Raw genomic sequence first — 13,745 nt, 5'->3', positions numbered from 1 at the left:
GCGGGCGCGGGAGCCGGACGCCGGCCGGTAGCCTCCGGGCAAGAAACAAAGGGGCCACTGAATGGAACATCGGGATGTCATCGTCATCGGAGCCGGCCTGGCCGGACTCAGTGCCGCCGCCCACCTCGCCACACAGGGGCAGAAGGTGCTGGTCATCGAGCACCATGCGGTCCCCGGCGGATTTGCCCACGAGTTCAAACGAAGCGGTTTCCGCTTCGAGGTCGCGTTGCACGCGCTGGATGGAGCCGGGCCGGGGGGCTGGTTGTACGGAATGCTTCAGGAGCTCGGGATAACCGACCGCCTCACCATGCAGCGTCTCGACCCTCTCTACACGCTGCGGCTGCCCGATTTCGAGGTCACCGCCCACGCCGACATCAACGACTATCGCTCCGAGCTCGTCGAGCTATTCCCGGGGGAAGCGGGAGGGATCCGATCCTTCCTCGACAGCGTCGTCCAGGTCGGCCGAGACATTTCTTCCTATGCGCGCGACCGGGCGGAGGGCGATCGCCCCGACCCCGGTCAGATGCTCAAACGCTACCCGGCGATGAGCATCGCCTTCACTCAGAGCTGGGCAGACTTCTTGGGGGCGCACGTGACCGACGACCAGCTGAAAGCGACCCTCTCTGCGCTCTGGGGCTATTTCGGGCTTCCGCCCAGCCGGATGAGCGCAGGGCTGTTTGCGGCCGCCCTGTCGAGCTACCACATCAACGGCGGCTACTACCCGGTCGGCGGAAGTATGGCCTTGAGCAGGGCTCTGGAGGCGGTAATCGTCGAAAACGGCGGCCGGGTCGTCTACCGGAACACGGTCACCGGCCTCGATGTGGTGGACGGGCGGATCACCACAGTTGAGACCCACCGGGGAAATCGATATGAAGGGGACGTATTCATCAGCACGGCAGGCCCGCTCGACACCATCGGATTCGCCGGCGAGGAGAATTTCGATGACGCCTTCGTTGCTGCGCTGTCGTCCGATCAGCCGGCGCTCTCCAATCTGGTCGTCTATCTAGGAGTGAAGGGGGACCTGGCGGCGGAAGGCTGGCCTCACCACGAGTTCTTCGTGGACGACGGATACGATCTCGAGGCCGGATACCAGTTCGTGGTCAACGGCGATTTCGAACGGGCGGGGATGGTGATCACCAATTACACAGAGTCCGACCCCGGCTGTGCGCCTGACGGACATAGCTCCCTCGTGCTGATGACACTGGCGCCGTGGGACCACGCAGATGTGTGGGGAACCGGAGGCAACCTCGACGGGTACTCGAAGCATCCGGGGTACCTGGCGGTGAAAGAAGCGGCCGGCGAGGTGCTGATCAAGAGAGCAAGCGCGCTCATCCCGGGCCTCGCCGACCGGATCATTATCAAGGAGATCGCCACCCCGTTGACCAACGTCCGGTACGGGCGCCAGCCATTCGGGTCGATCTACGGGCGCGAGCAGACCGTTGAGAACATGTTCACCAACCGGCGGTCACCGAGGACACCGATCCCCAATCTGTTCCTGGCGGGTGCGTGGATAGGCGGCGGTGGAATGAGCACGGCTATGGGCTCCGGCCGGACGGCGGCCGCCCTCGCCGCTAGAGCACTGGATGGCTGACCGTGCCATTCGACGGGAATCGACCAGCCTCTCTTATCCATGCACACGTCAACGAACTATCTAGGTTGAGCACGGATGGAATCCACGGATAAGCCCACAGAGCCAATCCGCGAGCTGCAGCTGCTCATCGCGGTGGTCATCCTGCTGTGGAGCATCGAGATCGTGGACAGTGTGTTCCTCGGTGATGCCCTCCAGTCGCAGGGGATTCGCCCGAGGACCCTCTCGGGATTCGACGGGATCCTGTGGGCGCCGTTCCTGCACGGATCCTTCGGCCACCTCATTTCCAACACGGTCCCGTTCATCGTGGTGGGCGGACTGGTGATGTTGCGCGGAATCCGCAAGTGGCTGGCCATCACCTTGACGATCATGGTGGTGGGAGGGCTGCTCGTGTGGCTGCTGGCCCGACCGACCCTCCATATCGGCGCCAGCATTCTCGTCTTCGGGTACCTCGGGTATCTGCTGGTGGTCGGCTTCTTCGAAAAAGACCTGCGGTGGATCGCCATCGGCGTTGGCGTGTTATTTGTGTACGGCGGAGCCATCATTTGGGGACTCCTGCCGTTCCAGCGTGGGATCTCGTGGGAGGGCCACCTCTTCGGCATGGCCGGCGGCGTGCTGGCGGCCTACCTGCTGAGCAAGCCTGACTGATTTACCAGATTTTTCTCCGCAATACAGTGCATTGCCACGGTCCATAGTATTGCTGAGAAACTCCAATCCGTTTTCTCCGCAATGCAGTGCATTGCCACGGTCCATAGCATTGCGGAGAAAAGTCAGTTGCTCTCTCGGACCGAGACGAGCAAACCCGAAACGATGACTGCCTGGACGGCCAGGGCTGAGGTGCCGGCCAGCGCCAGGCCGAGTGGCACACCGATAGGGATGGCGACGGGAACGATCGCCCCCAGCACCCAGGCAATCTGAAAGAACGTCTCAGACCGGGTGAAGGCCAGGCCGCGCCGGTGGGCCGGCGTGTGGTTCTGCAGCATCCCATCGAATGCGAATTTGGCGGTTCCCCACGCCAGTCCGGCCGCCGCCGCTACCGCGGCTCCAGCTGCCAGGCCGAAGACCTGCGCGGCGATGAACGCAGCCGCTGCCTCAACGGCCAGCGCAGCCACAACCATGGGCTCCTCTCGCAGACGGCGCTCGAGCCACGGAGCCAGCAGCGATGAAAGCCCGAACCCTCCGCCCGCCGCGGCCAGCAGGGCACCGAAATCGAGGAGTCCGGCGTCGGCCTCCTTGAACGCAAAGGCAAGGAGGAGAACGAGAAATCCGTGCAACAACCTGACCATGGCGGTTGCCGTCATCGAGAGTCGCACGACCCGGGGCGGCGACCACACATGGTTCCATTCCCTGGCAAATCCCTGCGCCGCCCTGGGTGCATCGATGGCGCCGGCCAGGAACGCCATCACTGCGAAAGCTACGGCAGCCAGCAAGAGTGATGCCTCCGGCCCGAACACCTCCATCACCAGGGCTCCAACCAGTGCGGCCACCGTCCCGGCGGCCAGCCCCACTTGCGCCAGACGGGAATTGGCGGCTACGAGTGCCACGGCCTCCGGCAAGGTAATTGGGAGCAGCGAACTCCGGGCGATCCCATGCAGGCGTGAAAGAACGAGCAAACCAAACGCAATCGGGAACAGCCAGATGCCATCGAGTCCAACGAGTACCAGGATCACCGTGAGAACTGCTCTGAGACCGCCACTGCCGACCAGCCCGACCCGGTAGGGGTTGGGAAGGCGAGCGAAGATGCGAGGAAGAAATGGACTGAGGACGACGAACGGCGCCAGCGTCAGGAGCAAGTAGAGGGCCACCTTGCCGCGTGCTTCCGCCGACGGGATATCGAAGAAGATCGTCCCGGCCAATCCGATCGCCACCAGCGTGTCGCCGGCATAGGCAGCCGCCTGAGTCACGGCGAGCCGCCGAAACGCCGGGCCATGCACAGACACCCACCGGTCAACGCCGCGACCACCCGCCCGGATCGCCTGCCTGGCAGCATCGCCAACGGCGCGGCCGGCCCGACCTGCCGACGTCCGCATGCCCGTCATGGGTTTCCTTTCTCACCTTCAGTTTGGTCGATCGTGCGGCGGTACACATCGCTTTCCCCGCGCAAAGCCCTCAAGAAGCACGACCCCCCGGCCGATGCCATCTCTTCACAACGAACCTCCTGGGGGGCCCGGCTTGCCGCAACTCGACAATCTGTTTCGTGCCATGAAAGAGCATGGTGCGTCTGATCTGCATCTGGTGGCCGGCAACCCTCCCATCATGCGTATCGACGGCGAACTGATCCGTCTCAACAGTCCTGCCCTCACCGACGCCAACCTCCGGCCGCTGCTCCAGGAGATCACTCCCCCTTCGATGTGGACCACCTACACCGAATCGGGCGACGTTGATTTCGGATACGAACTGGCAGATATCGCCCGCTTCCGGGCCAACCTATTCGTGCAGAAGGACGGGGCAGCCGGTGTCTTCCGGCTCATTCCTTCCAAGATCCTGAGCTGCGCCGACCTAGGTCTTCCAGAGGAGGTCAGCAAGCTGGCCTACCTCCGGCAGGGCCTGGTGCTCGTCACCGGCCCGACCGGCTCCGGTAAGTCGACCACGCTGGCCGCCATCATCGATGAGGTCAACCGGAATCGATCAGACAACCTGATCACGATCGAAGATCCGATCGAATTCGTCCACCAGGGCGTGAAAGCGCTCGTCAGTCATCGCGAGGTCGGCAACCACACGCAGAGCTTCACAGCTGCGCTGCGGGCGGTGTTACGTGAGGATCCGGACATCATCCTGGTTGGAGAAATGCGCGACCTCGAGACGATTCGGCTGGCACTCGAAGCCGCCGCCACCGGACACCTCGTTTTCGGGACGCTCCACACCCTCAACTCGGCAAAGACGGTCGATCGCATCATCGAGGTCTTCCCCTCCAGGGAACAGGCACAGATTCGCTCCACTCTCGCCGACGCGCTTCGGGCCGTAATCGCTCAAACCTTGTTCAAACGCGTCGACCAGCCGGGTCGAGTGGCGGCACTCGAGCTCATGATGTGCACTCCGGCCATCTCCAACCTCATCCGCGAGGGCAAGACGTTCCAAATCCCGTCAGCCCTCCAGACCGGCAAGAGGGAAGGGATGCGCACGATGGATGCCTCCATCATTCAACTCCTCGAGGCGGGCAAGATCGATCCGCTCGACGCGTCGGACAAGATGCTCAACCCGGAGTTGATCGCTCCGTACCTCGCCCGAGCGGGCCACCGATGAGCGAGCGGTTTCTCATCGAGAAGCACTCCTGCCCGGCCGAGGTGTTCATGTCCGACGGGCGGGTCATAGAGGCACTCCTGTTTCTGGCCGACTTCGCCCAGACCCACGGCGGCTCCCAGACGGTAAAGGACCTCATCGACGAGCCCGGCAATGTGTTGCCGGCTGTGGATGGTGACGGCGAGTTCGTCCTCATCCACAAACCCGCGGTGAGCGGGGTGTCGGTGACACCATCCGCACTCGATCTCGAGGGCTACTGGCACGAAACACCCGCCACGCTTCGACTCACCGGCGGACATCGTATCGATGGTGTACTCCTCGTGGATGATGGTTCCGGGGAACGCTTATCGGATGTGATCAATAATGCCCAAGACTGGCTGCGCCTTCGGCAATCCGACCATCTGATCTGGGTGCGCATGTCTGCGCTGGTGACTGCCCGCAGTCCCGAGGCCTAGAGCACCCTGCCTGCCAAGAAAAGGACCCGGTTGGGGTTTGGCGATTGTGTAGCGTTGCGCAAATGGACATGCAGCTTCCCGACATCGCCGGTGTTAGCGACCGCCCGTTCGGGCGGGAGGGCGACTTCCAGGTAGTCGCCGAACTCGTCGTCGCCGAAGCACGCGCCGACGGTCAGGCCGACGCCGTGATGACGGCCGAGGACGTCGAAGTCGCCTTCCGCAACACCGACCATATGGACCTCGAACATGACTTCCGATTCGTAGAGATCGAGGGAATCCCGGTCGGCTACGTAACGACCCGCTGGTGGGATGAGGTCGACGGGCCCCGCGTCTACCGCCACATGTGCAAGGTGGTACCGGAATGGCGCAACCGCGGCATCGGGACGGCCATGCTCCGTTGGGCGCAAGACCGCCTGTCAGAGCGGGCCGCCACCCATCGCACCGATAAGTTGAAAGCGTACCGGACCGACGTCGACGAGCAAGCAAGCGGTGGGGCGGCCCTACTCGAGGAGGCCGGCTATCGAGCAATCCAGCACGGAGCGACCCTCGTCCGCCCGAACCTCGACGGGATCCCCGAGGCCATCCTTCCGGCTGATCTGACCATCCGCCCGGTGACGGCCGAGCAGCTGCGGACGATTTGGGAGGCCGACGTCGAGGCGTTCCGAGATCACTGGGGCTTCTCCGAACCGACGGAAAAGGATTGGCAGACGTTCCTCGACTTTCCCTATCGGGACGAATCGCTGTGGAAGGTCGCATGGGACGGCGATCGAGTCGCCGGCCAGGTCCGATCGTTCATCAACGAGGTCGACAACCGAGAGAACAACCGCAGGCGGGGATGGACGGAGTTCATCTCGACAGCCAGGGAGTGGCGCGGAAGGGGCGTGGCGACGGCTCTCATCTGCGCCAGCTTGCGACAACTGGCAGAGCGGGGGATGGAGGAGGCGGCCCTCGGTGTCCACGTGGAGAACCCGCACGGCGCCTACCGGCTCTATCAGAGCCTTGGTTTCGAGGTCGTCAGTTTCGGGACCACGTACGAGAAATCGTTCGCCTAGACAGAAGGGTGTCCCCGCCATCGGGCGGGGACACTCGCCTGCGCGTTATCGGTTTGTTATGCGACCGGAGCCGGCTCGAGCGGAGGTGGGGAGACAACAGGAGCCTGAGGATCACTCCGCACGCCGAAGTAAGTCAGGACGATTCCAACCGCCAGGCCGATGACTCCGATAACCAGGATGGCGGCGCCGATCGGCTGGAGGAAAGGGACCCTGGCGGCCACGGTGACCGAGCTATCGATGCCGGCCGTGCCGTCTTCGTTCATCACGACGACCGACCAGTGACCGGATTCGAGGTCCCAGTTCAGGACGTCGTCGAGCGTCGAGGCAACCCAGAAATCCTGATCGGCGGGCGCTCCTAGACGGGACGAACCGGCGAAGTCATCGAGGACCACGTTGTCGCCGAAGGCCTCCACGATCGAGTACGACCCGCCCGCCAGGAACCGGTTGACGTCGCTCGATGGTCCGATTCCGACGAACAACCCTTTGTCGTTGCGGGGATTCACGGCGAGGCGGGTCTCGATGTTGTCGATTCCCAGGAACACGCCGCCCCGGACCGGTTCGTCGAGGAAAACGTCGAGGTCGTCACCAACGAGGGCGGCCGAATCGGTCCGCACTCGCACCGGGCCGGCGGATATGAATCCGTCCGCATCATCGGTAGCGACGACCAGGAAGGTTCCGGCGGCCACCAGACCGAGGCTGCCGACGACCATCATGATTCCGACGAACGCTGCAATGAGTTTGCCTATACGCATGTGCATGTCTCCTGTGTGTTTCTCGCTAGTTTGTGCGGTTCCGTGTCCGCGGCCGCCCGTGATCGGAAGGCGACGGCCAGAGTGTTTGTCATAGCCACATAGTGCGGCTCCAGACAGCGGGCCGCTATTGGGTCTCACCCTCCGAAAACCCTGAATGGGACGACCGGTGTAGGGGATTTCCCCTGACTTCAGCGTTTTCGCGCGGGAATCACCCCAAATACGGTGGGATTCCCGCGCCAAAACGACCCCGACGTTCAGCCTGAGGCGCTCGCTCCTTCGACAACGGCTTCCAGTACCCCAAGCGGAATGCTTCCACCGCCGAGCACGAGATCGTGGAACGCGGCGATATCGAGCATCCCCTCTTCAGCCGACTCCTCCCACTGCGTCCGAAGATCGAGAATCGTCTGCATCCCGATCATGTAGGCGGTCGCCTGACCGGGCAGCACCATGTAGCGCTCGACCTCAGGGGACCAACCGTCGATCTTGTCGTCCATGTAGGCGTGCGCTTCCTCACGACTCCACCTCAGTGCATGGATACCGGTGTCGACCACCAGACGAACCGCTCGAAGCAGTTCCAACTCGAGCCGGCCGATGTCACCGTACGGGTCGTTCTCGTACAAGCCCATCTCGGACGCCAGCCTCTCCGCATAGAGCGCCCATCCCTCCGCAAACCCGTTGTATTGAATGAAACGACGGAAGGTAGGAAGGTCGAGCTCCTGCGCGATGGCTATCTGCGTGTGATGACCGGGAACAGCTTCATGAAAGGTGACGGTCGGCATCGTATAGGAAGCGATCGGGCCACCAACACCCGCATGAAAGGCACCGGGCCGGGAGCCGTCGACGGATGCCGCCACGTAATACCCGCCCCGCCCGGCAGCTTCGGGAACGATCCCCACCTCGGCCTCCGGCCACAGATTGAAGAACTCTCCGGCGACGTCTTCCGCTCGCGCGATCAACGCGGTATACGCGCCGACGACCTGCTCCGCACCTGCAGTCGAAGAACCGTCGAGGAACCCTCCGTCGTCGGCGGCGCGGTGCCGGAGGTCCCCAATCGAGGCGTCCTCTGGATAGCCGAGTCGATCGAAGGCCAACCGCAGTTCAGCTTCCACTCTCGCTACGCCGTCGAGTCCGACCTGATGAATCTCTTCGGGAGTCAGGTCGGTTGAGGTGTGATCACGCAGCAGGTACTGGTAGTACTCATCCCCGTCTGGCAACCGCCACACGCCGGCCTCCGTACCTGCCAGCGATCTGATTCCCTCCATGTGGTCGATGAGTGCGACCCATGCCGGGACGAACGACGCCACCAGCTCGGCTTCCGCCCGATCAAGAAGCGACTCTCGCATCGAATCATCGATACCATCAACACCTTCCATTCGTTCGGCGAACGCTGTGTAGAGGTCCAGGCGCGTCACCCTGACGGCTGAGGGATCCCGGGTACCTCCAAGATCCTCCTGCAGGCTTCCACTGGTCCACGCGACGATGATGCTTGGAGGAAGCACCCCCATGTCTTCACTGATCTGCAGCCGTTCGAGTACTTGCGACACCTGGTCGTCGATCTGGGAAAGGCGCGTGATGTAGTCCTCCGCATCCGCGACCGTATTGAGCGGGTGTTCCTCGCTCAAAAAGAGGATCAGATTGAAGTTGTAGCTATTGACGAAGTGGTGCACCGGGTAGTCGTGGTAGGCGAAGCGATGCCCGCGCACCTGCTGATCGAGGTACCACTCGTAAACGTCGTAGGACGTCCGGTCACCGGCGAGGAGAGCGGAGCGATCGAAGACACGCAGTCGTTCCAGAATCCCGGTCTCCAGGGCCTGCGTCTGTTGAAGATACGACGGAGAGAGGTCATCGAGCTGATCGTTGCGCAACCCGTAATCGGCAGAAACTCCGAGCGAGGTGAGCAATTCCGGGCTCCGAAGGAGAAGGATCCGGTAGGACTCTTCGAGAAAGTCTCCGAAGGCGAGTCCGTCGAGGGCAGCCAACTCCAACAGGCCCGTACCGGTGGTTGTGGGCGCTGTCATGGGCGCGGTGGTCGAGGGCGCGGGAAACAGGGCAACGGTGCTGGTCGACGAGTTGTCCGGGAACGTTGTGCCTGATGCCGCACCCGTACAAGCAGTCAACACCAACGAGAGGGCAATCGCCGCGGTCGGCCTGAAGACGGATCGCATCCGCACTCCTTTCGGTCGTTCACATGATGCCCGGTAGGACACAGAGCGGCCATTCGGGAACGGGGGAGAAGGCGCTGCCGTTGACATGCCGATGAACACACAACCGGTACCGTGTCACATATGAGAATCAGCGAAATCGCAGTACTCATCACATTGGTCGCGGCAGGATGCACCTCTGACGCCGCCGTTGAAGGGCCCACCGCGGTCTCGACGGTGACATCCCCGACCACTGCGGAATCGACTACTACTTCGACTCCGGCCACGCCCAGCACCACGACCGTGCCGGCTCCAACCACCACGACGACCATCTCGCCGTTTGCCCGGCCGGCCTGGTTGGGAACACGCCCGCTGCCCCTCCGACCCGACGAGCACGGTGAAGTGCGGCCGACACCGGCCGAGCTGATCGACCGCCGGTTGGCGACCCCCGATGTGCTTCCCCCACCCGACTCCAGCGAGTTCAATTGGACGCTCGCACCCATTCCAGACGACGTCCTCGCTCGATCGAGCTGGGTTCCTGAATGCCCCGTTACCGTCGATGAACTGGCCTACGTCACGGTCTCCCACATTGGATTCGATGGAGCGTTCCACACCGGTGAGATCATTGTGAATGCTGCCGTGGCCGAGGATGTGGTCGGCGTGTTCCGACGGCTGCATGAAGCCCGGTTCCCGATCGAGCAAATGCGAGTGATAACCAAAGAGGAGATCGATGCCCCGCCGACCGGGGACTGGAACGACACAACCAGCTTCGTCTGCCGGCCTGCCGTCGGGTCGAACGGTTGGTCCCAACACGCCTACGGGCTGGCGATAGACATCAACCCGTTTCACAATCCATATCTGAAGGGCGATCTGGTGCTCCCCGAGCTGGCTTCGGCGTACCTCGATCGGTCGGACCTGCGCCCCGGAATGGTGCAGCAGGACGACGTGGTCTTTGAAGCATTTCGAACCATCGGGTGGTCCTGGGGCGGCAACTGGAACACGCTGAAGGATTGGATGCACTTCTCAAAGAGCGGCGGCTGACGGCCACAGGATCCGGGGATCTGCGCTGATGGTCGACCGATTGGATACGCTGAAAGATCATGCAGCCGGAAGACATCGAGAACGCACTCGTCGCCGCCGGGATCCATCCGACATCGGTCATCCGTGTCGAGGAAGTTGGGGATGGATGGGAGTGCCGGGTGTTTCGCGTCGGGCGAGATGGTGTCGATGATGTCGCTCTCCGCCTCTATACCGCCGACCCGTCCGGAGGAACGATGCGAACCGAGGTGGCGGCATACCGCGCCCTCGAGCAGATTGAGTATCCGGCCCCGCGCTTACTGGCGCAGCACGAGAGCCGGGACCCGCTGGGGGCGCCGTTCGTGCTCATCGATTGGCTCGATGGCCCGCTTGCCGACTCTCTCGGCGCCTCTCACGAAGCGCTCGACGAGCTGACGGGCTTGCTCGTTCGGCTCCACGACATCACACCCGACAGGGAGGCAGCCGCGCGGCATGCAGTCGCTGTACGCACAAACCGGGATCTGCCGGCCGGCCGTTCCGCGGCGCTCGACGAAGGCGACCTCGATGGATTTCGTCCGGCACTGCAGTGGCTCGCCGAACGGGCTCGGGACATCGAGGCCGTGCCCCTCTCATACGTGCACATGGATTTCCACCCGAGAAACGTCATCCTCACCCGGCGGGGACCGGTCGTCATTGATTGGGGAGGGTTCGCGATCACCGACCCGCGGTCTGACCTGGCCTGGTCACTTCTCCTGGCCGAGGCCTACATGGGCAGTGATACTGCGGCACGAATCCTCTCGGCCTACGCGAATCGGAGGCCCGACGGTCTCGAGGATCTGTCTTTCTTCAGGGTATCCGCCGTCTGGAGACGGTTGGCCACCATCACCGTGATGCTCCGAGAGGGTCTTCCGCCCGGTGTGAAGGATCAGGTGCTCGAGGGAGTTCGCCTCCTCGAACCCGCGTATCGGAGCCTCACGGAAGCAACCGGCACCACGATCAACGAAGTCGAGGGGTTGTACACCTAATGGGGGTCTACGGGGCTTCTGCGGTTGTGGGAGTCTTGTGGCTGAGCCTGCTGGCCGGTGAGCACTGCCGGCGCCAGGAGCTTCGATTCCTAGGGCTAGATCGTGCCCCGGCCGGTTGGTGAGGGTGTGCCTGTAGCGCTCATGGGGTGTCGTGCCGTCCGAGCACTGATCCATTAGGTCGCAGCCGGGTTCCCTTCGAGGCTCGAGGAATGGCTGTGTCGATGGAAGGGAGATCGGGATGATCTTTGTTGGTGATGATTGGTCTGAAGACCACCATGACGTCCATGTGATGGACGAGGGAGGGCAGCGGCTGGCGAGTCGGCGCTTGCCCGAAGGGTTGGAAGGTATTCGTGGATTCCATGAGCTGGTGGCTGAGCATGCCGATGATCCTTCGGGGGTGGTGGTTGGGATCGAAACCGACCGGGGCCTGTGGGTTCATGCTTTGACTGCTGGGGGTTATCGGGTGTTTGCGATCAACCCGTTGGCTGTGTCTCGGTGTCGCTCGCCAGCTTGATGGGACCACCGGTTCGCCAGTGTGATGGGACCGGGTTGGGGTTCGGTCAGGTCCGGCGTGGAGATGATGGCACCTGGGTGGGCTGGCTGTCAACGGTGGGTTTTTGGCGTTGCCGGTAGGACTCGCCGTCGAGGACGAGTTCGTGGGCGGCTGATTGGAGCCGGTCTATGGCTGACTGGGCGAGGAGCGGGTCGGTCATCAGCCCGATCCATTCGACCGGCTCACGATTGCTGGTGACGACTGTCGCTGAGGTCCGATGCCTTTCCACGATCAGTTCGTAGATGTCAGCGGTGTCAACAGGGTCGAGGGCTTGGAGGATGAAGTCGTCGATGATGAGCAAGTCGACACGCAGCAGTTTGCGGATCTCAGCATCGTGGCTGTTGTCGAGCCTGGATACCCGTAGGCGTTTGAGGAGCCGGTCGCAGCGTTCGAAGTGGACGCTGATCCTGCGTCGGACGGCGGCATGGCCTAAGCCTGGATCCACCGATTCGGTTGGCTGGTGGTGGTTTTGGGGGTTGAATCGGGGTCGGGTGGGCCGGATTGTGGATGTCGGGTCGGTATCGCCGCTCCGAGCACCATTTTCGAGGGGTGCGGGGCGCTTCAGAACGTAATTTCAGTTGATTTTGAAACAGCTCCGCTCCGGCTGGTCATTCGTTTCGGTTCAGCGACACCCCGGGTGGGGGTCAGCAGAGTTGGGGGAGGGCACGGAGGTTGGTGAGGATCCGAACGTATCGGTGGGCCCAGGGCCATCGGGTGGGGAGGCGCAGGGTGATCTGTCCGGCCCGGTTGACGAGCCTGCCTGGAATAGAGACGATGCGGCTACGGAACGTCGCAGTCGTATTGATGGGTGTGCTGGTATTGGGGTCACCGATGATCTGTGTCCAGCGTGCCAGGTTGTGGGCGAGGACCGCAGCGGCGAGCCATGCCCCGTTGGCCGAGAAGTGTCCTGATGGCATGTGTGATACGCCGGTTCCTTCTTTGAGGTCACGGATGGCCAGTTCGACGACGGCATGATGGCGATGCTCTTGGTCGACAACGGTGACGGGTCCGGTCTGGTTGGTGACGAAGGCGTGGTATCGCCAATCGGGGAACAGGGCGGCTTGTTCACCGGTGAGGCGGGTCCGACGCACTACTGGTCTGTCTGCTATTTGATGACCGGGGTAGGCAGTGCCACGAACCCTGCCACAGCGGGGATCGTCCGGCAGGAGACCAAGTCACCAAATCCGCGACGGACCACTACCAGTCTGACGGTGACCGGTTCCAGATCGTGTTGGCCCCGTCCGGTGGTGTAAGCACATGAGGCGACTTCGGCTCTGCCACCATCGGGATAGCTGATCGGGACCCAGGAACGGTCTGGGATGGCTTCGATACGGTTTCTGATCGAGGCGTGGAGTGGGGCGTGTCAGATCCTCTGTGTAAGAGGGGTGGCCTGACATAGTGACCCTGGCGGTTGGAGTCGGGGTCCGTGGAAGGAACACGAATGACAGAGAAGATTAGGACCGAGACGCGGCGGGTTTCGGCCGAGACCAACTCTGCGGGCACTCCGTTGGTGTCTGAGGAGATGTTGGACGGGCTGATGGCCCGTGCCGAGGAGGAGGGAGCTGAACTGTTGGGCCCTGACGGTCTGCTTTCTCAGGTGACTAAGGCCGTGTTGGAGCGGGCTTTGGATGAGGAGCTGACCGACCATCTCGGTTATGAGCGGGGTGATCCGGGGGGTCGGGGTTCGGGCAACTCCCGTAACGGGATCACTCCCAAGATGGTGCATACCGATGTGGGCTCGGTCGACTTGGAGGTTCCGAGGGATCGTAACGGCGAGTTCGAACCGCGGATCGTCCCGAAAGGCTCGACCCGGCTGCGAGGGTTCAACAAGCGGATCATTGCTCTTTGACGCCGCTCGCTGAAATTCCCCAGGGTTGCTCATCGAAATTCCTCACCTTGGGTTGGGTTTGGATGCTAGTTGT

11 protein-coding genes and 3 pseudogenes are annotated in these 13,745 nt (G+C 62.7%); 9 read left to right on the top strand and 5 right to left on the bottom strand.

Going from position 1 to position 13,745, the window contains the following annotated elements; all coding sequences use genetic code 11:
- Nucleotides 1-61 precede the first annotated feature (61 nt).
- Both P1T08_04990 and P1T08_04985 read left to right on the top strand, forming a co-directional pair.
- Nucleotides 62-1,591 carry an NAD(P)/FAD-dependent oxidoreductase gene (locus P1T08_04990; protein ID MDF1595437.1) on the top strand — a complete coding sequence of 510 codons (1,530 nt, stop codon included), beginning with the start codon at nucleotides 62-64 and terminating at the stop codon, nucleotides 1,589-1,591.
- Nucleotides 1,592-1,666: 75 nt separating this feature from the next.
- Nucleotides 1,667-2,236 carry a rhomboid family intramembrane serine protease gene (locus P1T08_04985; GenBank protein MDF1595436.1) on the top strand — a complete coding sequence of 190 codons (570 nt, stop codon included), beginning with the start codon at nucleotides 1,667-1,669 and terminating at the stop codon, nucleotides 2,234-2,236.
- Between the two features lie 122 nt (nucleotides 2,237-2,358).
- On the opposite strand, the gene P1T08_04980 is transcribed toward P1T08_04985, so the two are convergent.
- A complete protein-coding gene (locus tag P1T08_04980) occupies nucleotides 2,359-3,627 on the bottom strand; it encodes a hypothetical protein (GenBank protein MDF1595435.1) in 1,269 nt (422 codons plus the stop codon).
- Nucleotides 3,628-3,760: 133 nt separating this feature from the next.
- On the opposite strand from P1T08_04980, the gene P1T08_04975 reads away from it, so the two are divergent.
- The 3 genes from P1T08_04975 (at nucleotide 3,761) to P1T08_04965 (ending at nucleotide 6,335) form a co-directional block, all read left to right on the top strand.
- The gene (locus P1T08_04975) at nucleotides 3,761-4,831 is read left to right on the top strand and encodes a type IV pilus twitching motility protein PilT (GenBank protein MDF1595434.1); all 1,071 of its coding nucleotides are present in this window, start codon (nucleotides 3,761-3,763) and stop codon (nucleotides 4,829-4,831) included.
- Entirely contained in the window at nucleotides 4,828-5,283 is a 456-nt protein-coding gene (locus P1T08_04970) for a hypothetical protein (GenBank protein MDF1595433.1), read from the top strand. The genes P1T08_04975 and P1T08_04970 overlap by 4 nt, the downstream gene beginning before the upstream one ends.
- A 62-nt stretch (nucleotides 5,284-5,345) precedes the next feature.
- Nucleotides 5,346-6,335: a GNAT family N-acetyltransferase gene (locus P1T08_04965; GenBank protein ID MDF1595432.1), complete on the top strand. Its 990-nt coding sequence runs from the start codon at nucleotides 5,346-5,348 to the stop codon at nucleotides 6,333-6,335.
- A gap of 56 nt (nucleotides 6,336-6,391) precedes the next feature.
- Here P1T08_04965 and P1T08_04960 read toward each other — a convergent pair whose 3' ends face one another.
- Both P1T08_04960 and P1T08_04955 read right to left on the bottom strand, forming a co-directional pair.
- Nucleotides 6,392-7,087, bottom strand: coding sequence for a hypothetical protein (locus P1T08_04960; GenBank protein MDF1595431.1), 696 nt, complete (start codon nucleotides 7,085-7,087; stop codon nucleotides 6,392-6,394).
- A 254-nt stretch (nucleotides 7,088-7,341) separates the two neighbouring features.
- A complete protein-coding gene (locus tag P1T08_04955) occupies nucleotides 7,342-9,252 on the bottom strand; it encodes a DUF885 domain-containing protein (GenBank protein MDF1595430.1) in 1,911 nt (636 codons plus the stop codon).
- A gap of 120 nt (nucleotides 9,253-9,372) precedes the next feature.
- On the opposite strand from P1T08_04955, the gene P1T08_04950 reads away from it, so the two are divergent.
- The 3 genes and pseudogenes from P1T08_04950 (at nucleotide 9,373) to P1T08_04940 (ending at nucleotide 11,772) form a co-directional block, all read left to right on the top strand.
- Nucleotides 9,373-10,269, top strand: coding sequence for a M15 family metallopeptidase (locus tag P1T08_04950; protein ID MDF1595429.1), 897 nt, complete (start codon nucleotides 9,373-9,375; stop codon nucleotides 10,267-10,269).
- A gap of 59 nt (nucleotides 10,270-10,328) precedes the next feature.
- Nucleotides 10,329-11,270: an aminoglycoside phosphotransferase family protein gene (locus P1T08_04945; protein ID MDF1595428.1), complete on the top strand. Its 942-nt coding sequence runs from the start codon at nucleotides 10,329-10,331 to the stop codon at nucleotides 11,268-11,270.
- A 238-nt stretch (nucleotides 11,271-11,508) separates the two neighbouring features.
- Nucleotides 11,509-11,772: pseudogene (locus tag P1T08_04940) on the top strand (transposase).
- 58 nt (nucleotides 11,773-11,830) lie between these two features.
- Here the strand turns inward: P1T08_04940 and P1T08_04935 are convergent.
- Together P1T08_04935 and P1T08_04930 are read right to left on the bottom strand one after the other, a co-directional pair.
- Nucleotides 11,831-12,256, bottom strand: a pseudogene (locus P1T08_04935) (ATP-binding protein).
- 211 nt (nucleotides 12,257-12,467) lie between these two features.
- A complete protein-coding gene (locus tag P1T08_04930; GenBank protein ID MDF1595427.1) occupies nucleotides 12,468-12,914 on the bottom strand; it encodes a transposase in 447 nt (148 codons plus the stop codon).
- A gap of 431 nt (nucleotides 12,915-13,345) precedes the next feature.
- Between P1T08_04930 and P1T08_04925 the strand changes: the two are divergent.
- Nucleotides 13,346-13,624 (top strand): annotated as a pseudogene (locus P1T08_04925) (transposase).
- The last annotated feature ends 121 nt before the right edge of the window (nucleotides 13,625-13,745 follow it).

The organism is Acidimicrobiia bacterium, assembly GCA_029210695.1.
GTDB lineage: Bacteria > Actinomycetota > Acidimicrobiia > Spongiisociales > JAHEDJ01 > JAHEDJ01.
The sequence above is the reverse complement of the archived record's forward strand: the minus strand, read 5'-3'. Positions and strand labels throughout refer to the sequence as shown.

Bases quoted from the DNA above. Each gene is read 5' to 3' on its own strand.
- P1T08_04990 (MDF1595437.1), top strand. From the start codon at position 62: ATGGAACATCGGGATGTCATCGTCATCGGAGCCGGCCTGGCCGGACTC.
- P1T08_04970 (MDF1595433.1), top strand. From the start codon at position 4,828: ATGAGCGAGCGGTTTCTCATCGAGAAGCACTCCTGCCCGGCCGAGGTG.
- P1T08_04960 (MDF1595431.1), bottom strand. From the start codon at position 7,087: ATGCGTATAGGCAAACTCATTGCAGCGTTCGTCGGAATCATGATGGTC.
- P1T08_04950 (MDF1595429.1), top strand. From the start codon at position 9,373: ATGAGAATCAGCGAAATCGCAGTACTCATCACATTGGTCGCGGCAGGA.
- P1T08_04945 (MDF1595428.1), top strand. From the start codon at position 10,329: ATGCAGCCGGAAGACATCGAGAACGCACTCGTCGCCGCCGGGATCCAT.
- P1T08_04980 (MDF1595435.1), bottom strand. From the start codon at position 3,627: ATGACGGGCATGCGGACGTCGGCAGGTCGGGCCGGCCGCGCCGTTGGC.
- P1T08_04965 (MDF1595432.1), top strand. From the start codon at position 5,346: ATGGACATGCAGCTTCCCGACATCGCCGGTGTTAGCGACCGCCCGTTC.
- P1T08_04955 (MDF1595430.1), bottom strand. From the start codon at position 9,252: ATGCGATCCGTCTTCAGGCCGACCGCGGCGATTGCCCTCTCGTTGGTG.
- P1T08_04985 (MDF1595436.1), top strand. From the start codon at position 1,667: ATGGAATCCACGGATAAGCCCACAGAGCCAATCCGCGAGCTGCAGCTG.